The sequence below is a fragment of the Clostridium sp. MCC353 genome (assembly GCF_018785315.1).
Classification (GTDB): Bacteria; Bacillota; Clostridia; order Lachnospirales; family Lachnospiraceae; genus CHH4-2.
Window position 1 is genome coordinate 22,044 of record NZ_WQPN01000071.1, and the last position, 23,813, is coordinate 45,856.

Sequence of the window (23,813 nt, forward strand, 5' to 3'; positions counted from 1 at the left end):
TAAACAAAGGAGTTTGCGATTATGAGTGTTCTTACCGACTTGTTTCAAGATGTTAAACTTCCTAACATGATACGTATCCGGCAGGAATATCCACGGCCGGTAATCACTGATTTGGAAGCCGTACTTCAGGAACAGCTTTCCAAAGATGTCATAAAAGAAAAAATAAAGCCTGGCGCTGCAATTGCAGTGGGCGTCGGAAGCCGCGGCATATGCAATCTAAAAGAAATTGTCCGCTATGTGGTCGGTTTTCTCAAACAGCAGGGCGCAGAACCTTTCATCGTTCCAGCCATGGGCAGCCATGGCGGAGCGACTGCCGAAGGACAAAAAGAAATTCTTACAGGTTACGGTGTGACAGAGGATTATTGCGGATGTCCTGTCCGGGCCACAATGGAAACGGTACAGATCGGCACGACTTGCGAAGGCCACCGGGTTTATTTAGACCGCTACGCAGCAAACGCAGACGGCATTATCGTAATCAACCGGATTAAAGCCCATACCTGTTTCCGCGGCCCCCATGAGTCAGGGCTGATGAAAATGCTGACCATTGGCCTCGGCAAACAGCGTGGAGCGGAAAGCTGCCATAATGCTGGATTCAAATACATGGCGCATCTGGTACCACTATTTGGCAACGTGATTCTGAATAACACCAATTTCCTCTTCGGAATCGCATTATTAGAAAATGCATTTGAGGAAACTTGTGAAATCCGGTCGATGACTGCCGATGATATCCGCCGCGATGAACCTGCGTTATTGGAAAAAGCAAAATCTCTGATGCCTTCCCTGCCCTGTTCTGAAGCAGATGTGTTAATTGTAGATAAAATCGGAAAGAATTACTCTGGCGATGGAATGGATCCCAATATCACAGGAACATTTGTAACCCCTTATGCAACAGGGACATTTCACGCCCAAAGAGTTGTTGTGCTGGATTTAAGCGATGAGACTCACGGGAGCGGAATCGGCGCAGGCAATGCTGACGTAATCCATAAGCGTGTATTTGAAAAAACAGATTTATCAGCAACTTACCCTAACGCAATTACTTCAAAAGTCTTGTCCTGTGTGAAAATACCGATGATGCTGGATTCCGACAGGGATGTAATCGCCTGTGCGGTAAAGACCTGTACAGAAATTGATTTCGACGCCCCTTCCATCATCCGCATTCCAAATTCCCTGGACATTCAGGAAATGGAAGTATCCGAGGCTGTCCTGAAAAAGATAGGCGGCTCTTCAAATATTAGAATTTTAAGCGGGCCTTCGCCGTTTCAGTTTGATTTGGACGGTAATCTGCTATAATAGTATTTTACCTAAAAATGAGACTCTCCGAGGATCACATCCAAGGCCCTCCTTAGCACAGCTTCTCAATCACCGCCGCCGAAGTCCTCTCATTATTCACACTGCACTTATCAAAATACCGCCTGTAATATTCACTATACAGCACATCAATCAAAAACAACTGGCTGATTTCCGCCGACGTGGAGCCGCCCTGGAGGGGGCCTTCATTGGCTCCGCAAAGGAGGGTATAATCGGAAAATGCGGTCAGAGGTGATTTGACAAACCGGGAGATGCAGATGATCTTCGCCCCTGCCTCCCGGGCCGTTTTGGCCACATGGATAGTATCTTTGGTGGCTCCGGAATAGGAAATGAGCACCGCAGCGTCATGTTCATCCATCATGGAGGCGGCCATGGCCTGCATGTGGGAATCCTGTAAACAGTAGACCTTGGGTTCAATCCTTAAAAACTTGTTCATGGCTTTCATCGCAGTCAGCATGCTTGTCCCCACACCGAAAAAATAGATCCGTTTGGCTTCATGAAGACAGTCAATCACCTTCTCCACCACCTCTTCATCCAGCAGGGAATAGGTCTCATTGAGGGCACTTATGTTGGTATTCAGCACTTTCTGAGCCGCATCGGCGAAGGAATCGCTGATGGTGATGTCACCTGCGTACCGCTCCGGATCGTCCCCATTCTCATTCAGGCTTAGCGAAAGCATCATCTTAAATTCCTGATACCCCTTGAGTTCCATGGTTTTGCAGAAACGGAATACACTGGTATCTCCCACCTCACAGGCTTCCGCCACATCGGTGATGGACATAAAAAGCACTTTTTTAGGATTTTGCAGGATAAAATCGGCCACTTTCTTTTCCGCCTTTGTAAACTGATTGGAAGCCGATCTGATTTTTGTTAAAAAGTCTCCTTGCATAAGTTCCCCCTTCTGCCGTTTGGACTGCTGTTTGGACTGCCGGTTGATTAGCTGCAGCTTTCTCATCCGGTTACTGGTTTCACGCTGGTTTCATCTTGGTTTCATGCTGGTTTTAACCACAAATTTGATTTTACTATATCACTATAAAAAAATGTTTTCAACCAATATGAAAAATAAAAATAATTTTTACATCTGTTTTATGCAAAAGGCCTGTCCGGCCAATCAATCAATAGCAAAAGTAAGAGGCCTGCCGGTTTTTAAACCGGCAGACCCCTTCCCTTTTTAAAACAGTTCCTGCCTAATACATGATTTCAGGCATCGTCTGCCTTATTGCATTTAACATCTTATCATCCGGCTCAAAAATAACCTTATAACGCCTTCCGTTACTCTCAAACAGAAGCGTATATACCCTTGCATCCGGCCGGCCGGATGCATAATCTTCTGTCAAAACTGCCGCTTCGTTGGAACCGGAACCATGCTCCTGCCTATAAGGGCATATACGTTCTGCACGCCCAAGACCGAGTTCCAGACATTGTTTTCTTTTTTTCCCATTGATAATCCTGTCAATAGTCAAAATTCCATCTGCATAACTGTACTCATATTCAATTTTTAACTTATTGCAAAAAATTATTGTAAAAATAACCGACAGAATGAACGCCGGCAGCAGCACCAAAGTCAATACCCCCAGTATCCCAATCAGCGCGGTCAGTATAACCATGACCGCACACATCACTTTGCCGGCAGCCGGTATCTGTCTCCGGACCACACACTCCGCCATCATTTTTCCCCTGCCGTAATTTTCCTGCGGAATACATCGCCAATCCCATAAATCATTTTAAGCAGAACCGGCACCGCTTCCGGATCAACGCGTTTTAAAGAGACCTGCTGGAAGGTCTCAAAATTCAGTGATCCTGCATACTGGATCTCTTTTAATGCCTCCACCACATCTTTCCAAATAATATTGCCGGTATACGGGGCCAGATGATCATCTTCATCTCCCCAGTTATCATGGATATGCAGTGCCTTAATCCTGCTTCCCAGACTGCGGATAAAGACACCCTGATTTTTCCCCAGAAGATTTAAATGGCCGGTATCCAGGCAGAAAGCAAAACATTCCTTACCCGCTTTTTCATTCAGCTCATCCAGACAGGAAACAGCTTCATCCGGGTTAGAACAAACGCCTTCCACGATACTCCCCTTATACCTTGTAAATAAATTTTCCAGACATACCACCACATCCGTCTCCTTCAGTTCCGGAATCAGGCTTTCGTATAGATGCCGGTTCATCTCTCTGATCGTCTGCGGCGTCTGTGTATAGTCATTTAATCTCAAAGACGCGCCATGTATCACCAGGTATTTTATACCGGCCCTGGCGCAAAAACGGATACAATTCCGGTAAATCCGGATTGCGTATTCATTAAACTCAGGAAATCCCTCTATGTAAGCCGGAAATGGCGCATGCGCCTGAATTAAATTCAGGCCATACTTATGAATCACATCCAGTTCCTCCTGATAATGCGCCATGATATCCTCCAGCGGCTCTTCAAAGACGCAATGTTTCAGTTCATGGTTCTCCAATTGATCCTTTAGGCTCTCTCTGTCCCAGGCGCTGTCTATATTCCAGTCAAGTCCGTCAAAGCCCGCTTCTTTAATCATCCGGTAACCTTCCTCAAATCCCCAGTAGGGTATAATGCCTCCGGTCTGTACACTAATCTGCATTCTTATTCCCTCCACATCAAACGGTTTACAGTCTACTTCAGCGCTGCTTTATCAAACGATAGCGCGTAAATCATTCCTCCTCTTCCTCCACCTGTATTATACCCTAAATAGTACTGGTTTCCAATATGGAACATGCTCTCCGCCTCCGCATAACATCCCTTCACATAAAAAGCGCCCGCGTACTCTCCATCCCAGTTATAACAGATGATAGAATTTTGTTCGTACTGAACAAAATAGATGTAATCGTCGTCACAATCGATATTCTGTTTGACGAATCCGGTATCAACGCCATTAACCAGTTTTATTGTATTAAATTCAGCATCCATGAATACAAAATCATAGGTATTGCGAATCCCTGCAATGTACATATCCTTTTCTTCATGATAAGCCAGACCGTAAATCTTATGCTCAATATCAATGGTATCCACCACAGTGAGCGTCTCAGGATCCACTCTCGTTATGGTATATGGATTGTCATAACAGTTGACCACCATCAAAAGACCTGTCTTACCGTTATATGTGATATCATTGCCATGATCCAGCGGAAGTTCCCCGCTTTGTGCCGTCACTTCCCATGTGTTGGGATCTATTTTGGAAATGATCCCTTCTGATTTGAATACGCCGGATTTCTCCGTGGGGACTTTCTGATTTTCCAAAATCGCATATACCCATGTTCCATCCGTACAGCTCCCCTGGAACACTCCGAACTTTTCTATATTATTTAATGCAAACGGTTTTCCCTCAGCCGTAACTCCGGACACCTCTGCCTTAGGCGCATGAGCGATGGAATCTTTATGCAGAAAGAAGGAGGGGTCTTTTACATCATAAGGGTATTCAGTCTCTTTCTCCGCACCGCTCTCCTGGGCCGCACTTCCACTCTGCGCTGCGCCGCCACTCTGGACCGCATCTCCACTCTGCGCCGCGCCGCCACTCTGGACCGCATCTCCACTCTGCACCGCGCCGCCACTCTGCGCCGTGCCGTCACTCTGCGCCGCGCTGCTCTCCTGCACCGCAGCCGTCTCTATTGCCGGCGTCTTTTCAGTTTCCGGCGTGCCCGCACATCCGCAAAGCGCCAGCCCCAGCCCCACGCTGAAAATCCAGCCATATAATCCTTTTTTCATCTTCTGCCACTCCTGTCATGTCTATGTATCAAATCCCAAAAACATCTGTATCCCTTCCTAAAATCATCTGTATTTCCTTCCTAAAACATCTGTATCCCTTCGTTAAAGCATCTGTATTTCCTTCCTAAGAACATCTGTATTCCCTTCGTAAAAGCAGCATATACAGAGTATGGGTGAAACTCTGTATATGCCGCAAAATTCTAAGTTTCTTTCCGCACCTGTCTTCGTTTTATGAATTCCTTTACTGCGGGAAAATGATGGCGGCCTGCTCTTTTAAGTACTCCACCGCCTCCGCCGGCGTCATGCTGAAGTCCTGGATTACATAGGACATCGCCTGTTTCAGGTATTGGTTCCATTCACTCTGATACAGGGACCAGTTTGCATCTTTGCAGTACTCCAACTGGTCGAACGCGGTTTTATAATGAGGGCTTTCTTTCCATAAATTCTGAATCGTATCCGTTTCGGTAGCGCTGTATGTAACAGGAAGATAACCGGTATCTGCCGCTCTCTTTGCCGCCCACTCATCTGTCTCCAGGAATTTGATGAATTCCCAGGCCGCCGCAATTTCCTGTTGTGTATGGTCTTTACCGATCACACAAATATTACCGCCTCCGCCGTTAGACCCATAGCCGCCGTATACCGGCATGTAGGAAACGCCCAGTTCAATCCCTGCTTCATTGGAATAATTGATCATATTTCTCAGACCGCCGCAGCTGACGAACATGGATGCCAGCTGCTTATTGTACAGCATCTCTTTTGCAGTACCTTCCGCGCTGGTGACTGCGGGCGGGAAACACCAGCCTGCGTTCACCCAGTTAAGCCAGTCTGTCAGAACCTTTTCAAAGTTTCCGTCATCCAAAGATGCCGGAGCGTTGCCGTTGGCTGCGATCAGGCCTTCGCTTCCCAGCGAACGGACCAGGGCTTCCTGGAAATAAAACGCGTCAATGTGTACGCCAAAACCATAAATATCAGGATGGGCTTCTGTAATCTTAGCTGCTTTCACAGCCAGGTCCTGGATATCTGTAGGAGGTTCCAACCCCATTTCATCCCATAAAGTCTTATTATATGCAAAAACCGCTGTTGAACGGTTTAATGGCATGGAAACAATCTTATCTCCGAAATAGCAGAAATCAGTCATGCCGCCTGCAAAATTGGACATATCCACGCCGTCTCTTGCGATATATCCGGACAAATCTGCCAGAATGCCCTGATCTGCCAGAATCGGGATTCCACCGCTCGCTGCCACCACCAATGTGGGCGCGTCCTGGGCCGCAATTGCCGTGCTGGTCTTAGACAGTACCTCAGCATAGCTTCCCGCATAGGTTCCTTCAATTGTAATTCCATATTCATTGGAGGAGTTAAATGCCGCCATTGCTTCATCTATATATGTTCCATTCGCCCCGGAACCCATCGTATGCCAAAACTGAATTGTAATCGGCTCCGTCACCTTATCAGGATAGGCCGCTTCTGTCTGCGCCGGCTCTGCCGCGCTCCCGGCCTGCTCTTGTGTTCCACCGGCCGCTGCAGTTGTTCCGGCTGCTGTTCCGCCAGTTGGGCTGTCCGTTTTCTTACCACAGGCCGCCATCGAAAATACCATACTCATACACAGCCCGCAGGCCAATAATTTTTTCCCGTTTAATTTTCTCATATTTTCCTCCTTATCAGTTGTATCCCGGAAACGTTCACCCATCCGTTTCCCAAGCACGCTCTATGTGATACCGGCCAATGGGCCGTTTCACTCATTAGACTTCCATCACTTCATTCCGCGGTATGCCATGGCCGCGATAATCCTCTTGCTTCCAACCAGGAACAGGATCAGCACCGGCAGCACCATGAGCACATTTCCCGCCATAATGGTGGGCCACACGGTTCCATATTCCAGGTCCTTTAATTTTTCAATTGCCAATGTAAATGGTTTTACTGATTCTGTAGTCGTCATTACCAGCGGCCAGAAATAGGCGTTCCAGTGGCTGATAAAACTCAGCAGCGCAATCGTCACCATCGTTGATTTTGCCATAGGCAGCATGATATGGGTCATAATCTTTATCTCCCCCGCCTCATCCAGACGGGCTGACTCGATCAGTTCTTCCGGTATTTGTTTAAAATTCTGCCTCAGCAGGAAGATTCCAAAAGCATTTGCGCCAAAGGGAAGAATCTGGGGAACCAGCGTTTTGATCAGCCCCATGCGTGAGAACATGATGTAAACAGATACAAAGGTAACCTGTGACGGGATCATGAAGGCGACCATAACCAGGCCGAACAAAGGTCCCTGCCCTCTGAATTTATACTTAGCGAACGCATAGGAGGCGGGCACCATGACCAGCAGCTGCATGACGATGATACACGCGATGATTATCAATGAATTCTTTATATACATTCCCAGTTCCAAACCCTGAAATACGGTGATATATCCTTCCAGCGTCAGTTCCGCCGGCCAGATTGAAGGGGGGAACTGAATGGATTCCGTATAGGTTTTAAAGGATGTGATGATCATCCAATAAAATGGAAAGGCAAAAAACAGGCAGCAGATAAGCTTTAATGCGCCGCTGAACACGCCAATGGACAGCCGCTTTATAGAATAAATTTGTTTTCGACTCATTCAGACCGCCTCCTATTGATAATGTACGCGTTTGCCTGGCAAACGGAAGTAGAAAAAGGTTAGTACCATCAGTAAAGCGAACAGAACCGTGCCCGCCGCCGAAGCATAGCCAAATTTCAAATTGGTCATTGCGTAACGATACACATAATAAACCAGTACGTCCGTAGAATTTCCCGGGCCTCCTCCTGTCATAATACGGATGCTCTCAAACACCTTGAAAGAACCGATGGTGATGGTGACCAGCAGAAACAATATCTGCGGTGAAAGCATGGGCACGGTAATCTTGAAAAACTTCTGCAGAGGCCTTGCATCATCCAGCTCTGCCGCTTCGTGAATTTCCGCTGGTATCGCTTTTAATGAAGACAGCAGAATCAGCGCATAATAACCGATATTTTTCCAGATCGATACGATGATAATGGATATGAGGGCTGTCTGGGAACTGTTCAGCCATCGCAGTCCCGGCAAAGAGAAAACGTGCAGTACCGCGTTAAATAAGCCTTTTTCATCCATCAGCCATTGGAATACCATGGAAACCGACAGCATCGCGCAGATATGGGGCAGAAACATGACCCTCTGTGCAATGGAATTCAGCCAGGTGCTCTTTTGCAGCCACAGAGCGAACATCAGGCCTAAGAAGATCAGCAGCAGTACTGTCGCGGCGGTATAATAGGCGGTATTTTTAAACGCATTCCAGAAATCCACATTGACGAAGAATAATCTTCTGTAATTCTCCAGTCCGATAAACTTCTTTTCCGATAACAGATTGTAGTCAAAAAAGCTGAGATAGATCATATTGACCGCGGGATAGAATGTAAAGATCATCAGGAATGTGATGCATGGCGCGATCATCAAATAAGGGCGGATCAAGCTGTTTCTGTGATAGTTCTTGTGTTTTCTTTCTACTTTTTTCGGCGCAGCGGCCTCTTTTTTATCCTTCATCCTGTTTCCTCCCTGCCATTCGGTAATATAAATCAAAATCCGGTACGTCGCCGCGGCGGATACGGTTTTTATCGCGATTAAAGAAATACATGTCCTTTGCATCAACACAAATATAGAGTTCTTCACCCTGTTTGAAAGAGGAGTCTGCGGATTTTACCCAAATCATAACAGCCCCTTCCTCCTTATAATCCGCTTTTGTCATCTGTACTTTATACAAAGTCTCCGATCCCAGCATCTCTCTCGTCAGGATGCGCGCCTTTCTTCGGTACAAAAATTCATTTTCCAGGCGGCTTAAAATCACTTTTTCAGGGCGGTATCCGATATAGTTTTCACCGTCACTCATTTTGCAGATATTCATAGGCGGGGTTCCGATAAACTGAGCCGTAAAAATATTGTCCGGATCGCCATAAATCACCTCCGGTGAAGCCTGCTGCATGATTTTTCCGGCATCCATCAGGATAATCGTATCCGCCATGCTCATGGCTTCCGCCTGGTCGTGCGTTACATATACAAAGCTGGTCTTTAAACGGTTATGCATTTCAATCAGCTCAGAACGCATGGATCCCCTCAGCTTGGCATCCAGATTGGACAAAGGCTCATCCATCAGAAATACCTTAGGATTTTTCACCATAGCGCGGGCCAAAGCAACCCGCTGGCGCTGTCCGCCGGACAGGGCTCCGGGCTTACGGTCCAGATACGGGGTCAGGCCCACCGTATCCGCCACTTCCTCAATCAGGCGCCTTCTCTCTTCCTTAGGTATCTTTTTATTCTTCAGACCGAATTCAATATTTCCTCTCACCGACATTGTCGGATAGATTGCGTAATTCTGGAATACCATGGCAATCCCCCGCTTACCAGGCGGAATATCGCTGATCTCTTCTCCATCCATAAAAATCTGTCCGGATGTGGCAGGGCCGATTCCGGCAATCATTCTTAACAAAGTTGTCTTTTCGCAGCCGGAAGCGCCGACCAAAACAGTAAATTCCCCGTCCTTTAATGTCAGATTTAAGTTCTCAATCACCTTAACGTCGCCAAATGATTTACAAATGTCCTTAAATACGATCTCACTCACAATATTCTCCCTCTCTCATTCTGTACTTTTACAACAACCCCATTGTGTTATCCCGCTCCGTCCGCCTGCCTCTTCACATACAGGCACTTCTCTTACGCCTTTAAAATCGCATCCAGCGCCACGCCGTCTGCATTTTTCAGTTCACAGCCCAGCAGTTTCGCATAGGTAGGCGCCTGGTCTATCAGACGGGCGTGTTCCAAAACAACCCCTTCTTTAAAATCAGGCCCCATTGCCCAAAACGTCGGCTGGGGGCCCTTAAAAGGCAGATGTCCGTGAGTTGCCCGGCCATAGCGGTAATCTTCCACGTCAAAATGGCTGACAAGCGGCCCGGCACAGGAAGTCCCTATGGATGTAATTCCATCCGATTCCAGAACAAATGAGAACCCGCCTCCCAGATGATACCGCTGACGGGCTTCCTGTTCCGTATATACTTCGCTGAATCCATAGATCCCCTCTTCCTTCCAATTATAGAGAAGTTCAGAAACCTGATCCCGGCAGCCCTCATCTTTCAGGTACACCAGCGCCGACAAGCCATTGGATAAACAGTATGCTTTCCAATCAAGGATCCTGCCGTCCTCGTCCACATCTATCAGCTTATGATCCGCGAAAAGCACGTTCAGATTTACAATTCTCTGAATCTCAACCTGGCCATGATCGCTGGTAAGCGCCAGGTTCACTTCCTCTTCTATCCCAGCATCACGGACCGCCTCCATGATCTTCCCGATCCACCGGTCCGTTTCCTCTATTCCTTCCAGAACTTTGTCGTTAAACAATCCGTATTTGTGGCGGCAGGCATCAATATTGGCCGGATGCAGCATGAGCAGATCCGTTTTTTTCTCCCTGATGATATCGCACGTACATGCCACAAGGAATTCATCACACATAGGATGTTTTCTCTCCACCAGTTTTTCCTTATGGCGTTCTATGATATCCAGCATGTCTTCACCGGAACCGCAGCGCCCAAACGCATCCCGGAGAGTATCCCCATGGCCCTGGGTCCAATACTCTGCAATCAGGTAATCAATATCAGGATGTCTGCCTGTCACCGGCCAAAACACCGCCGCGGTTGAAAGTCCGGCTCTTTTGGCTGCCGAAAAAATATCATCTGTTTTTACCAAATCATGAAACCAGGTCCAGGGCATTGGTTCCGTGCCGATCTTACGGGCGTCAAAATTGCTTGTCAGTCCATGCTTATCCGGCCACGCGCCGGTTGCCATGGTTGTATGGCATGGATATGTAACGGTAGGATAAATGGAATCAATCTTTTTAATCCAGCATCCATTTGAAAAATACTTCTTAAAATTGTCACATTTTTTCAAATATTCGATATCTTCAAACACCATAGCATCTGCCGACATCACAATTAGTTTCTTTTTCACATGTATCCTCCTTATAATATGTTCCTTATCGACACATAGTTCATTTCAAAACATATTGTTGTTATAATTAATCATATCATGTTTATTTCAAAAGTCAATGCCATATAGCACTTTATTTGGATATTTTTCCGTTTTTACCCTGCTTTTTATCTATTTATATGTAAATAATACCCTATTTTCTATATTTTTGCCCGCCTCATATTGACTTCTTTCCAAATCATGTTATGATAATAATATGTTTGTAACAATCATTTTAATGTTATTTGTAATATACCATTCTGCATTTGATGTTCATATTGCAAAATTAAAAACCGGATGCTTTGTTTTTCCGGCTTTACAATAAAGTCTAAGGAGGATATAATTGATGAAAACAAAGGCACTTCGTTCAAACGAAGCCAAAGATTTTCGGTCGGAAACAATTGAACTAACTGAACCCCAGGAAAATGCCGGCTCCATTACCATGAAGATTCAGGAGATACCGGATGGCCAAAACCTTATCTGCCCATTCAATAAACGGAGGCCTGTAATGGAAACGCTGAATTTAGCGGATATGTCTCTCAAAGATTTATTGAATCCGGCCGGTTATGACTGCCCATGCGGGAAACATCATATCTCCACCGTACAGGATATCGTCATAGGAGAACATGCGCTGGAGCATCTGATCCCTATGATCCGCGCCAGACATATGCAGAATCCTTTTGTGATATGCGATCAGAATACGTATGCCGCAGCCGGCAGACGGGTTATGGATCTGCTGTCCGCCGCAGATATCCACTATTCAGCCTATACTATGGATTCCGGGCATCCAGATCCATCTGAATTCTGGGTGGGAGCCATTGCCATGCGCTTCAGCGAATCTTACGATGGAATTATCGGTGTGGGGTCAGGTGTGATCAATGATATCTGCAAGATCATTGCAAACAACACAAAACGGCCCTTCCTCATTGTAGGAACAGCTCCTTCCATGGATGGATACGCCTCAGATTCTTCCTCCATGGTACTTTCCAGTTTAAAGATATCCCTCCATTCCAACTGTGCCGATGGGATCATCGGAGATACCTCCATCATTTCCCAGGCGCCTATGCGCATGCTGCAGTCCGGCCTCGGAGATATGGCGGCCAAGTACACCAGCATCTGTGAGTGGAGGATTTCCCATTTGATCAACGGGGAGTATTACTGTGAAGAAGTGGCATCTCTGGTGCGCAAATCCTTAAAGCAATGTATGGATTCCTCTAACCGCCTTGTATCGAGGGACCCTGCCGCGGTAGGAAATATCATGAACGGACTAATCCTGTCCGGCATCGCTATGAGCTACGCGGGCGTGTCCAGGCCGGCATCAGGGACGGAACATTATTTTTCCCACATTTGGGATATGACGGCTTTAGACCACGGTTATGAGCACGATATGCACGGAATCCAGTGTGGAATCGGTACCTTATTGACTTTAAAGGTATACGATTATATAAAAACAATCACACCGGACAGGGAAAAAGCGCTCCGCTATGTCAGCCGTTTCTCAATGGAAAAGTGGGAAGCCGATGTCCGCAGGGTATTTGGTTCTGCTGCTGAAAGCATCTTAGAAGCCGAAAAAAGGGAACATAAATTCGACAAAGAAGCCCATAGGAAACGTTTGGACCACATCCTGGATCACTGGGATGAAATCTTAGCGATCATCGATGAAGAGCTCCCTTCCTATGATGAACTCTTTCAGAAGCTCAAAGCCACCGGAGCACCGGTAACCCCGGCAGAGCTGAACATTTCAGACAGCCAGGTCCGCAGCGCTTTTGTACATACCAAAGATATCCGCGATAAATACATTTCCAGCCGGCTGCTTTGGGATCTGGGCCTGCTGGATGAAGCGGCGGAACTATTATTTTAATAAAAATGTAAGAGGCGGCATTTTTCATATCAATTCTCCATGCCGGAGCGTTTTTTGCGCAAATCCTGCGCAGCTCCGGTACAAATATCAATGAAAGGAAAATATGATAAAATTTTATGGAAGAACGGAGAAAAGCAATCGTCGAACTAATCAACGCCCAGGGATTTGTACCCTTTGCCGAACTGAAGGAACACTTTCCCAATGTTTCGGAGATGACACTGCGCCGTGACTTAGAGTATCTGGACCGCACAAAAAAAATTGTCCGGATTCACGGCGGCGCTAAATCCCTTGATGTCTTAATCAGGACAGAAGATTTTTTTGCCAACCGGTCCGTATGCCATATCGAAGAAAAACGCCTGATCGCCTCTAAAGCAATATCGCTTTTGGAACCCGGAAGCGTTATTTTCATCGATTCCGGCTCTACAGCTACGGAGTTCTGCCGGAATTTTCCCGATGGGACATATACAATTTTCACCAACAGCATCAGCTGCGCCTATGAACTGGCCAGCCTGTCACAGGCTAAGATCCACATTCTTGGCGGCCTGCTCAACAACACCAGCCTGAGCATCATCGGTTCCAGGACAACGGCTTTTTTGGAAACAATTAATTTTTCCACCGCATTTTTCGGCGTCACCGGATACAGCAATACCCGCGGCTTCACTTGCGGAGAAGAGGAAGAATTTAAACTGAAAACCACGATTCTGCGCAAATCAGAACGGGTTGTCATGATGATGGATTCCTCAAAGGTGGGCATTGTCAGCACATTTACATTCGCCACCATGCAGGATGCGTCAATCATCGTATCCGACGGCGGGCTGAATCCGGCCACCCTGCGCCAGGCTGAACAATTTCATGTAAAAGTCATATAAACAAAAAACATGCAGACCAACAGGATCTACCATTGGCCTGCATGTTTTTTATTCATCAACGAATTTCTTCTCAGATAAAATGGTCCGGTAAAACAGGAATCTCCGAAATATCGTTTCATACTCGTTTCTATGGGCCGGATCCGGCTGATACCTGATATAGGATTTCCATTTCATGCGCTCTTCCGCTTCTTCCAGCGAATCATATCCTCCCTCTGCTTTTCCTGCCGCACAGGCTGCCTGGATGGCTGCTCCCATGGCGGACAGATCCGGGTAGGACGCAGCATCAATTTCCCTGCCCAGGATATTGGCATACTGCTGCATATAGAATGGATTTTTACTGGGAATTCCCCCTGTGGCAACAATCCGTTCAAATGAAAAGCCGTGAGCTTCGCAGTGTTCCAGTATAAAACGGGTTGTACAGGCAATCCCATGAATCATGGCACAATAAATATCCTCAGGCCGGGCTGCCAGGGACATACCCATGAATCCGGACTTCAATGCGCTGTCAGAAGGAAGATTCCTGCTGCCGTTCATCCAGTCCAGAATTGTCAGCGGATTGCTGTCAGGATGACCGGCCGCCGCCTTTTCAGATAAAAGCCGGTGTATGCCGATCCCTTTGTCTGCCGCCTCCAGATGATAGGCCTGGGGAACAAGATTCCTGGTAAACCAGTCCAGCATATCTCCGGTACAGGCCTGTCCCGCCTCATATGAGTAAAAGCCGGGCTTGATCCCCCCATATACACAGCCGCAGATGCCGGGAACATAGCGGTACTCCTTTGATAAAAATGCGATAACATTAGATGTCCCGGTTATCAGCACACATTCATGCTCATCAGAAGTCCCGGCAGCGGTGGCAGCAATATGTCCGTCCAAAGAGCCTACGGCTGTGGTCAGACCGGCAGGCAGGCCCAAACGCTCTGCCATTGCCTCTGTCAGCTTTCCGGCCGGGGATGCAAGCTGCAATACCACGCCTGCCGCCTTTTCATAAAATTCTCTGCCAAACCCAGGCGCCGCCTGATCTAAAAATTCTCTGGAAGGATATCCCCGATTCTCCTTCCAATGGAATTTATAACCGGCAGAAGCGGCGCTCCTCGTCAGGCAGCCTGTCATTTTCCAAGTCAGCCATTCCGGAAGATCGAGAAAGTAAGATATTTTATGATATAATTCCGGATCATAATGACGGATTTCCAGCATTTTGGGAACCGCCCATTCGCAGGACACGCTGTTTCCGCAGTCCTTCAGAAAGGTTTCCTGTCCGGTTCTTGCCAGATGTTCAAAATATGCGGCAAAAGGTTCCGCGGCATGGTGTTTCCATACCTTCCCATAAGCATGGGGCCGGCTGTCGAGTCCCGGATATTCACATAAAGGCTTTCCCTGTCCATCCGTGGGAATGAGGGTGCACGAGGTGGAATCGACGCCGATACCAATAATCTGTCTTGGCGAAATGCCGGATTCCTTCAAAGCTCCCCTTACCGCCCGGGCCATAGAATCGATAAAATCTTCCGGCCAGGACAAGGCATAACCTGCCGGAAGAGCCGTGCCGTCAGGAAGGCATGAATCCAGAACGCCATGAGCATAAGAATGGGAATGATTGGCGGCAATGGCGCCATCCGCGGTCCTGAGTATAATTGCTCTGGCTGACAAGGTTCCAAAATCCACTCCCAATGTATAATTTTCTTTTGCCATTTGCATAGCCGCCTCCTAATAATTGTTAATCCAATAATTTTTACATAACCATACTGCGCCCGGAACGGTTTGAAAAATAATCCCCAGTTCCAACAACGGTATCGGGTAACTTAACTCCTTAGTGAATCCGGACAATCTGTTTCAATGGATCCGGATATTCCAGGCCGCGCCGGAGGTTCATCTCCGAAACGCCGGAAAATATCGCTTCCCATTCGATAAAGGAGACGGATCTCCATTCATTAATTAATTCTGCAGCTGCATTGCTCTGCTCTTCCAACTCCTTCTCCTCATTTCATTTTATTTGAAGACGGATGAATTAAGTGAACAGCATACCGAGTTATTAATGTTTGAAATAAACATATTTTAATAATAACATAACAGTGCAAAAAGTCAATATATATGGTAAATTATGTGGATTTTGGTGTGTTTTATGGGTGATGCTTTATTTTTCGTTCCAAACATTATATAGTAAAATCACTCACATAATGTTAATTATAATAATATTTAATGTTATATTCATTATTAATACAGAATCAGTTTTCTGGAGGTGAAATACGGAAGGACAAAGCCGTGAGAATGTAGGAATTAGATAGTTTAAGACTGGAAGAGTTTGAGCCGCCGCAGAACATTGAAACAAATCCGGAAACTCCCGGATATTTCTATGATTTTTGCGGCGGCAGACGCTATTTTATTTGATTATTTTTGCACGAAATAGCTGTGGGTCCTGTATTTAATTTCAGAGATACGTTTTCATAATCTTTAAAAATTATCCGCAGTTTTATTAACCGCCTGAATTAGAGTAATGAATATCCTCCGCCGTCAAATGGTAGATATCCATAAGGCTGTGAATAAAATCCCGGATATAGGGTTCATTTAATTTCTCCGGCACCCAGCTGATATAAAACGGACACAGTGTACATGGCGGTTCGTTATTCTTGTACACTGGTATCGCATGTATATTGGGATTATTCATGGTAATCTGTGAATCCTTGGTGGAGACAATGGAAGAAAATATATTGGAGACCACCAGACGGAGAAGGGTAAGGCGGTCATCTGTGATTAAACGGGCATGTATTGTAATGCCTTCCTGGCGAAGAACGCGTATGGCCCGAGGTATCGAGCTGCTGTCAGGAGATGCAATTGCCAGTGTCAGAGAACGAGGGTCCGATTCCGGCAAAGAGAGACAGTATGAAAACTCTTTTATGGTCAGATAAGATTCCTCAAACAACGGATGTTTATTGCCAAGAAGCAGATAAAACAGCGCTCTCTCTTGATACTCCAGTCTCAGATAATCCCTCCCTTGCAGATGCTCAATCAACTCTGTGACGAGAATATCCATTTTGGCGGCTGAAAATAATTTAGATTTGGAAACAGACATTAACCGGAACAACACATTCGGGTATTGTTTGATATATTGGGAAATGACCTCGAAAATTATGTTTTCATAGGCACGTATTCCGATCGTTATTTCACAGCAGAGGTCCCGATTATAATAATTCCTCTGTATTTTGTTTTTTTCTATGGTATCTAAAATCAAAAGCACGCTCTTGTAAAACTGCTTCCCGTTCTCATTTAAAATGATCTTTCTCCCTTTCCGGTCAAAAAGAGACAAATCCAGTTCCTTTTCCAGCTTTTTTAACATGGAGCTGACAGCCGGCTGGGAGACATGAAGATTTAAAGCCGTTTGGGAAATACTCTCTGTTTTCACCAGATCTGCAAAATATTCCAGTTGAAGAAGCCTCATCTGTTTCCTCCTTAATGTTAACTAAATAGTTATCAGCATATAACCAAAAAGTGAATTTTTATTTATATAAATTGATGATATTATTATAAATGAAAAGAGCAAAACCGTCAATATTGACAAAACCATATCCGGAAATGGTTAAGGAAACAAGGAGGAACTCATCATGTCGGAAATCAAAACAAAGTCACCGTTAATGTCAGTTCTGACCAATTCAGCCTTCTGGCTGGCGCTGGTCATCAACATCTTGTCAGGTATGAGCCGGAGCATGGTAAAGCAGCCGGTAGTTCTGTTGGGAAGCGATCTGGGGCTGGCCGCTTCCGCATTGGGATTTATCACATCCGCATATACGGTCTGTGCACTGCTGATCCGCACGCCATTTGGAAAGGCCCTTGACAACAGCCGTAAACCTGCATTGATTCTATTTTGTTCCAATCTCTTTATGGCTGTGGTATTTGCCGGATTCGGCCTTTGCAGCAGCGTACCTTTATTCATTCTCCTTCGCCTTCTGCATGGTTTCTGTTTCGGCATGGCTAACATGTCCATGGCGGTTGTACTGTCTAAAAACATAGACAAACGGGCTCTGGGCAGCGCATTTGGCCTGTTCACCCTGCTGCCCAAGCTTACCAACGCGGCTACAAACAAAGTCACCCTGTATTTGAAAGAGGCTGCCGGTATCCAGTACTGTGCTTATGTAGGAGCCGCTATTGCTGTTCTCTGCGGCCTTTTATGCCTGATGATCCGATTCAATGAAGGCGAACATCTGAATGCCACGAAAAACCGCAAAGGCGGTCTTGGCGGAGCTATTTATACAAAAGCCCTTCCGATCTGCATTATTTTCGCCCTGCTGCAAGTACCATCCCTGGCTTCCAATGAATTTGTGGTGCTGTTTGGGAAATCCGTGGATATGACATCAACAGCGGCAACCTATCTGGCAAATAACGGAATATTCATGGGAATCGGAGCCCTGGCCTTTGGTTATATGCTGGATAAGCTGGATGTCCGGGGAGGACGTTATCTGACCCTGGCCGTTATCGCCATAGCGGCGGCGGCATCCGCCATGATCGGCCTTTCCCTGAATCCGTCCGTATGGCTGGTTTCCGGGTGTATGTGCGGTATTGGCGCCGGTGGAGCCAACCTGGTCCGCTCCCTGTCCCTGCGGGAAAGCTCATCTTCTGTTGCCGCTCTGGCAGTCGGCACATTTGCAGCGGTTCAGGATCTGACTTCCATCTGCTGTTCAACCGTAATCGGGCTTATTGTGGATATGGTTGGATATCAAAAAGCATTCCTGCTCTTAACAATCGCACCGGTGATTGGATTTGTTCTCACCATTCTGTTTTTTGACAAGTTTATCGCGATTATGAGCAAGAGCAAAGAAGAGGCAGCGGCCTGATGTTAATAGACACAGACGTCCTCTTACCGGTTTTCAGCCACAAAAATTATAAAAAGGAGAATTCATATGCTACCTATTCGTCAACCCTTAAATCCATATTTTGTACCATCTTCCTTTTGTTTTAAAACAGGAGAAAAGAAAGCAACCGCCGACGGCTGTTTATACGATCTGATCCATGCGCCGTTTATGGAACATGACCTTCTGTATATCAGCCTGGAAGATCTTCAGCGTTCATTTGGGCCTCAGCTGACAATCGAAACCAACGGAACGAAAGCGGAAATCACTCTGAACGAACTGCGGACAGAATGCGAAATAAAAATGAAGGAAGAAACAGCTTTTATTGCAGCGGAAAATATTTTCAATGATACCGCCGGCTTTTTTAAAAAGAGGTTCAGCAATTACCTTGGCAGTTTTGTCTGCCTTGCGAAGAAAAAACCGGAAAAATTCGACGGATTCGGTATGGGGTACGCATTTACAAAGAGGGTGGGCATCCTGCACCGGGCGCTTTATATGGAAGCCGTAAAACAGCTGGTTCCTTACCATGTGTACATTCCCACCGTTTATGATGAATCAAAACCGCTCAAACTGGCTGTGGTTCTTCACGGCCTGGGCGGACAGGAAAATTTTGAAAAGGCGGGCGGGCCGCTTTGCAGCGCCGCGGAAAAATACGGTTACATCATTTTATCCCCCAATGGTTACGCCAGGGGAATGCATGGCAGCGAATTTCCGATGAAACGGGACTTTGTGCCGGATGATGTGGATCCGTCCAATCCCGCCGGGCTGGATGAAGAGCAGAAACGGATTTATCCGCTGTGCGAACAAGCCGATATGAATGCGGTCTTTCACGTGATGGATGAATACGCCATTGATAAAAACAATGTATTCCTGTTCGGTAATTCTATGGGAAGCGACGGGACTTTTCATTTAGGGCAGAAGTACAATACCATTTGGAGAGCAATCGCTCCATGCGGCGGCGGGTGTGATCTGCGGTTCTACCCTGTTGACCGGATTAAGAACATTCCGGTCAGAGTGGTGATCGGAACAGAAGACCCGGGATATGAAGTGGTCCATGAACTCTATCAGGAACTGTTAAAAAAGGGAATAAATGCCAGTATTACAGAGGTGGGAGGAGAAGCTCACGGGACTGCCTGGGTAAAGGCCATCGATGATATTTTCACCTTCTTCAATGAACAGTCGGTATGACAGCAGGAGAGATTATTATGGGAAAAGATAAGATTACTAAAAGCGGTGATGCAAGAAAAGTTACAAAAGATTTATCTGTAAAATATCAGCCCTATTTTCAGGTTAAAGCGGTTTATTTTACGGATAACAGCCCCTATGCCTATGTAAATAGGATGCGTTATGAAATGAATTCGCCATCCATCACAAAAGGGAACAATATTCTGGTGGCGGCGGACAGCCTGATAAAGATCTACAGTCCTGAAATGACAGGAGTGATTGAGGGTGCAAAAGCAGAATTATCCTACCGCGGCAGGACCGTAACGCTAAACGCCGGTTCTGCCGAGGCAGTCTTTGACGGCACTGCGGCAGCTCTGGAAGCGGCCAGCGAGGTGATCAACGGACATTTTTATATAGATGTTGAAAATGTGATGGAAAAAGCCTTTGGAAAAACTGCGGTCTGGCAGCGCAGCTATCTGGCGGAAGGGGATTTTCTGGGAATCGGTGACGACAGGGCGGATTTATTCGAAGACAAACAGGTAGGGAAAGATCTGCTGATCTATCTAAATAAGAAAAAAGGTGTTTTAAGAAGGGCCTATTACTATGAAGAAGCGAATCTGATCATGCCCTATCTTCTGTATGTGCCTTTCGGCTACACTCCTGATAAAAAATACAAACTGGTTATGGTCCTGCATGGAGCAGGGGCAGGGGTCGGAGAAAGCAGGGACTTGAACTGGAGGCCTACCGTTCTGGAAACAGAAGCGGAAAAACGTGATCTCATCCTGCTTTTCGTGGAGGGCTACAGCATGGGATTTTACGGCGGCTGCGATCCGAACCTGCAGCCGGAAAAGTGTTCCCAAGAGGAAAAAAGATATCTGGAATACTGTCAGAATGAGCCCATCTGCGCGCTGAAACAGGTGATGGCGGAGTTTAACATTGATGAAGAGAACATTTTTGTAACCGGCAACTCCATGGGCGGAGGCGGGGCCTTCTGGCTGGCCTTGCAGTATCCCGGCATATTTAAGGCCCTGGCTCCATGCGGAGCTTTGACCACTGACGATCTGAGCAGGTTCGATTTGTCCCCACTTGCCGGAAAACCTCTGCTGATGGTCGACGGAAGTGAAAATATTGGATTCGACAATGTGGAAAACCAGGCCGCGTATTTTACCTCCCATGGAATCCCGGCTAAATGGCATGGGGTTCCCGGAGGAGTTCACGCAGATGCATGGACTTATGCTGTCGATACAATTTTCGACTTCTTTGTCCAGGCATAGTTTAGACAGTAACAGTTCAGACGGACATCCGATGCTTCTTGACCGGCTTTTTCGGTCAAGAAGATAAGCCGTCTGAACGCTTACTTCAGACACGCTCTGCCGCTCCTTAGGAGGGATTATCTATGAGTATGATACTAATTGCCGCCGCCTTTGTTCTGGCCGTATTTTTGAATAAACAGTACCGGATCAATCTGGGGTTGACAGCTGTTGCTTCGGCCTATCTGATCGGCTGCTTCGTATTGGGAATGAAACCAGGAGTTTTGAAGGAATATATTCCCATAAAAATTATTTTTCCGGTGGTTTCGATTACCTTGTTTTACGGGACGGCTCTTGAAAACGGCACCTTAATCAAAGTGGTAAATCATTTTATTGGAAAAAACCGTAAAAATCATCTTCTTCCGGTCATGCTGTTTCTATGCTGTATCGGAATGGGATTTGTAGGCCTGGACGCAGGAACCATCACCATGATTATGGCTCCGATCGCTTTGTCATTGACAAATGCGGCAGGAATCCAGCCCTTAGCCGTCATGTGTGCAGTTCTTTTAGGCGCTCCTATAGGCTCCAACTATATGTTTGCGGCCGGAGGCACCATCATCCGGGGAATTATTGAAGAGCTGACATCAGACAGCGCTTTGGGTATGAAAGCCGGACTGAGCGGATTTATAGACTGCGGGGCCGTATTTATCACCCTGTTTGCGATAGTAGCCGCTGTGAGCGCTTCTAAAGAAAAAACACAGGACGCAAAAAGAATTGATCGGTTAGAGGAAGCTGAAAAACTGACCGGAAAACAAAAGCTGACGGTTTTTCTGATTCTGACTGTCACAGGTTTGATAACAGTCTCTGCCGTTTTTAATGCATTTCATATAGAAAATGGAATATCTGAAATTTCCGCAAAGGCCGATATCGGTTTTCTGGCCCTGCTGGGTACGGCCTGTGCGGCCTGTATGAATTTAAGTGATATGGATACTGTGATACGCAGATATGTACCCTGGAAAATCATCATCATGATATCCGGCATCTCAATCCTCATGGGAACAGCCAGGGAAGCAGGTTTAATTGATATGCTCAGTTCTGCCCTCAATGGAAATATTCCCGGCATCCTGCTTCCGGCGTCGCTGGTGGCAATTGCCGGAATCATGAGTTTTTTCAGCAGCGCTTTAAGCGTTGTAATTCCCACATTGTGTCCGCTCATTCCGTTGATTGCAGAGAATAGTGATATTTCACAGGCCGTATTATACAGCTGTATCATCATCGGCTCCAGCGCAACAGGGCTGTCGCCCTTTTCCACCGGCGGGGCGCTGGTCATAAGCAGCGTTTCGGATGAAACAAAGAGGGACAGCCTGGTCTATAAACTGCTGGCCTTGTCTGTGGTGAATCTAATGTTATCGGCTGCCTATATGACGGTCCGTGGGATCCTTTAGCGTCCTTTAACTATAAAGTCCCCTGCATCGGCCAGCGCAAAAGCCGGCTGACGCAAGGGACTTTAGTTCAAAGAATTGTGTCATGAGCCTTATCCTGTACCTGGTTGCTTTCATACCTGGTAATGGTTTTACCTCCCCAACCCAAAAGAACACAAAGATCAAAAAGTATTGAAGAAAAAGAATTCTATTTGAAATTGTGTATCCAAGAGAATTATAGTAAACGAGAATTGGAGAGGCAGCTCGATAGTGGATATTATGAGCGATATGTTTTGTCACAGGGAAAGGCGTTGCCTGAAGGGATAAAGCCAGTAAGTAAAAATCCATTCCTAGACTCCTATGTCATTGAATTTTTGGATTTGCCCAACACATACAAGGAGAGGGATTTCAGGAAAGCACTAATTTTAAAAATGAGGGATTTCATTTTAGAACTGGGTAAAGACTTTACTTTTATCGATGAGGAATACAAGGTTCAGGTTGGCGGGGAAGATTATTTCATCGACCTTCTGTTTTTTCACCGTGGTTTACAGTGCCTTGTTGCCTTTGAATTGAAAATTGGAAGGTTTAAACCTGAATATGTTTCAAAAATGGATTTCTATCTGGAGGCATTAGACAGGCAATCAAAAAAGGATCATGAAAATCCAAGTGTTGGATTGATTTTGTGTGCATCCAAGAATGATGAAGTGGTAGAATATGCTATGAGTAGAAGCATGTCGCCAATGTTAGTATCTGAGTATAAGCTACAGTTGCCTGATAAAAAGCTGCTGAGAGAAAAACTACAGGAATTAGTAAATATACCGGAGATTGAAGAACGGTGAATTGTGTCACCAGTGGTGACACAATTCATATTCAACATTAACATAAAGGCTTCAAATATTGATAATAGATACAGATGAAGGGGAAAAATATGTTTCCATAGGCTTCTTTTACAAAAATGAAGAAGCAAGACTGGAATATTTGAAATTATTATAATGTTGAAAATTGCAGATTGTGACGCCAATGGTGACATAATTTAAAAAAAGGCTTAATTACCGGAAAGGGTGGTTAGGCTTTTTGATGTATTTGGAAGAACATATGCAGGGAAAATTGAAAAATAAATTATGCGCTGAATGTATAGTGGCTCATACAATCCAAGTATTTGTTTGGTTTATCGATATATTTTATAATGAGATTACAAGGCATATTCAGTATAAAATCAAAAAGCGTGTATTGTGTTGAAAGCCCTTAAATATAGGTATTTTTTAAGAAGAACAGAATTTTAATTTCCCCGAAAAAGGGGCTGTAAAATAACTCCATAATGAAGAATCGCCAGTTCCGGTAAATGCCGGTTCTGGCGATTCTTCATTTT

The 23,813-nt window shown here is 45.9% G+C and carries 20 protein-coding genes; 8 read left to right on the forward strand and 12 right to left on the reverse strand.

Features of this window, described 5'->3' with window-relative positions; all coding sequences use genetic code 11:
• Positions 1-21: 21 nt before the first annotated feature.
• The gene (locus tag GPL15_RS14195) at positions 22-1,290 is read left to right on the forward strand and encodes a lactate racemase domain-containing protein (RefSeq protein ID WP_252198417.1); all 1,269 of its coding nucleotides are present in this window, start codon (positions 22-24) and stop codon (positions 1,288-1,290) included.
• Positions 1,291-1,342: 52 nt separating this feature from the next.
• Here GPL15_RS14195 and GPL15_RS14200 read toward each other — a convergent pair whose 3' ends face one another.
• From GPL15_RS14200 to GPL15_RS14240, 9 genes are all read right to left on the reverse strand, one after another.
• Positions 1,343-2,197 carry a MurR/RpiR family transcriptional regulator gene (locus tag GPL15_RS14200; protein ID WP_215699338.1) on the reverse strand — a complete coding sequence of 285 codons (855 nt, stop codon included), beginning with the start codon at positions 2,195-2,197 and terminating at the stop codon, positions 1,343-1,345.
• Between the two features lie 298 nt (positions 2,198-2,495).
• On the reverse strand, positions 2,496-2,978 hold the full coding sequence (locus GPL15_RS14205) for a DUF6106 family protein (protein WP_215699339.1): 483 nt from the start codon (positions 2,976-2,978) through the stop codon (positions 2,496-2,498).
• Positions 2,975-3,916, reverse strand: coding sequence for a sugar phosphate isomerase/epimerase (locus GPL15_RS14210; protein ID WP_215699340.1), 942 nt, complete (start codon positions 3,914-3,916; stop codon positions 2,975-2,977). The genes GPL15_RS14205 and GPL15_RS14210 overlap by 4 nt, the downstream gene beginning before the upstream one ends.
• 32 nt (positions 3,917-3,948) lie before the next feature.
• Positions 3,949-5,037, reverse strand: a complete 1,089-nt coding sequence (locus GPL15_RS14215; protein WP_215699341.1) for a hypothetical protein — start codon at positions 5,035-5,037, stop codon at positions 3,949-3,951.
• Positions 5,038-5,278: 241 nt separating this feature from the next.
• A complete protein-coding gene (locus GPL15_RS14220; protein ID WP_215699342.1) occupies positions 5,279-6,685 on the reverse strand; it encodes an extracellular solute-binding protein in 1,407 nt (468 codons plus the stop codon).
• A 105-nt stretch (positions 6,686-6,790) separates the two neighbouring features.
• Positions 6,791-7,636 carry a carbohydrate ABC transporter permease gene (locus tag GPL15_RS14225; protein ID WP_215699343.1) on the reverse strand — a complete coding sequence of 282 codons (846 nt, stop codon included), beginning with the start codon at positions 7,634-7,636 and terminating at the stop codon, positions 6,791-6,793.
• A 12-nt stretch (positions 7,637-7,648) separates the two neighbouring features.
• On the reverse strand, positions 7,649-8,575 hold the full coding sequence (locus tag GPL15_RS14230) for a sugar ABC transporter permease (RefSeq protein ID WP_215699344.1): 927 nt from the start codon (positions 8,573-8,575) through the stop codon (positions 7,649-7,651).
• On the reverse strand, positions 8,565-9,647 hold the full coding sequence (locus tag GPL15_RS14235) for an ABC transporter ATP-binding protein (RefSeq protein ID WP_215699345.1): 1,083 nt from the start codon (positions 9,645-9,647) through the stop codon (positions 8,565-8,567). The genes GPL15_RS14230 and GPL15_RS14235 overlap by 11 nt, the downstream gene beginning before the upstream one ends.
• Before the next feature lie 92 nt (positions 9,648-9,739).
• On the reverse strand, positions 9,740-11,026 hold the full coding sequence (locus GPL15_RS14240) for an ectonucleotide pyrophosphatase/phosphodiesterase (protein ID WP_215699346.1): 1,287 nt from the start codon (positions 11,024-11,026) through the stop codon (positions 9,740-9,742).
• Positions 11,027-11,390: 364 nt separating this feature from the next.
• Here GPL15_RS14240 and GPL15_RS14245 point away from each other — a divergent pair, with 364 nt between their 5' ends.
• The gene (locus GPL15_RS14245) at positions 11,391-12,905 is read left to right on the forward strand and encodes a sn-glycerol-1-phosphate dehydrogenase (RefSeq protein ID WP_215699347.1); all 1,515 of its coding nucleotides are present in this window, start codon (positions 11,391-11,393) and stop codon (positions 12,903-12,905) included.
• 116 nt (positions 12,906-13,021) lie between these two features.
• A complete protein-coding gene (locus GPL15_RS14250; protein WP_215699348.1) occupies positions 13,022-13,774 on the forward strand; it encodes a DeoR/GlpR family DNA-binding transcription regulator in 753 nt (250 codons plus the stop codon).
• A 48-nt stretch (positions 13,775-13,822) separates the two neighbouring features.
• Here GPL15_RS14250 and GPL15_RS14255 read toward each other — a convergent pair whose 3' ends face one another.
• The 3 genes from GPL15_RS14255 to GPL15_RS14265 form a co-directional block, all read right to left on the reverse strand.
• Positions 13,823-15,460, reverse strand: a complete 1,638-nt coding sequence (locus GPL15_RS14255; protein ID WP_215699349.1) for a ribulokinase — start codon at positions 15,458-15,460, stop codon at positions 13,823-13,825.
• 118 nt (positions 15,461-15,578) lie between these two features.
• Entirely contained in the window at positions 15,579-15,737 is a 159-nt protein-coding gene (locus tag GPL15_RS14260) for a hypothetical protein (RefSeq protein WP_215699350.1), read from the reverse strand.
• A gap of 504 nt (positions 15,738-16,241) precedes the next feature.
• Positions 16,242-17,204, reverse strand: coding sequence for a LysR family transcriptional regulator (locus GPL15_RS14265; RefSeq protein WP_215699351.1), 963 nt, complete (start codon positions 17,202-17,204; stop codon positions 16,242-16,244).
• A gap of 163 nt (positions 17,205-17,367) precedes the next feature.
• Here GPL15_RS14265 and GPL15_RS14270 point away from each other — a divergent pair, with 163 nt between their 5' ends.
• From GPL15_RS14270 to GPL15_RS14290, 5 genes are all read left to right on the forward strand, one after another.
• Complete coding sequence (locus GPL15_RS14270) at positions 17,368-18,594, forward strand: MFS transporter (protein ID WP_215699352.1); 1,227 nt, start codon at positions 17,368-17,370, stop codon at positions 18,592-18,594.
• A 66-nt stretch (positions 18,595-18,660) separates the two neighbouring features.
• A complete protein-coding gene (locus GPL15_RS14275) occupies positions 18,661-19,797 on the forward strand; it encodes a hypothetical protein (RefSeq protein ID WP_215699353.1) in 1,137 nt (378 codons plus the stop codon).
• A 17-nt stretch (positions 19,798-19,814) separates the two neighbouring features.
• On the forward strand, positions 19,815-21,047 hold the full coding sequence (locus tag GPL15_RS14280) for an alpha/beta hydrolase-fold protein (RefSeq protein ID WP_215699354.1): 1,233 nt from the start codon (positions 19,815-19,817) through the stop codon (positions 21,045-21,047).
• A 122-nt stretch (positions 21,048-21,169) separates the two neighbouring features.
• A complete protein-coding gene (locus tag GPL15_RS14285) occupies positions 21,170-22,468 on the forward strand; it encodes an SLC13 family permease (RefSeq protein WP_215699355.1) in 1,299 nt (432 codons plus the stop codon).
• 269 nt (positions 22,469-22,737) lie between these two features.
• Positions 22,738-23,283: a PDDEXK nuclease domain-containing protein gene (locus tag GPL15_RS14290; protein WP_275950490.1), complete on the forward strand. Its 546-nt coding sequence runs from the start codon at positions 22,738-22,740 to the stop codon at positions 23,281-23,283.
• The last annotated feature ends 530 nt before the right edge of the window (positions 23,284-23,813 follow it).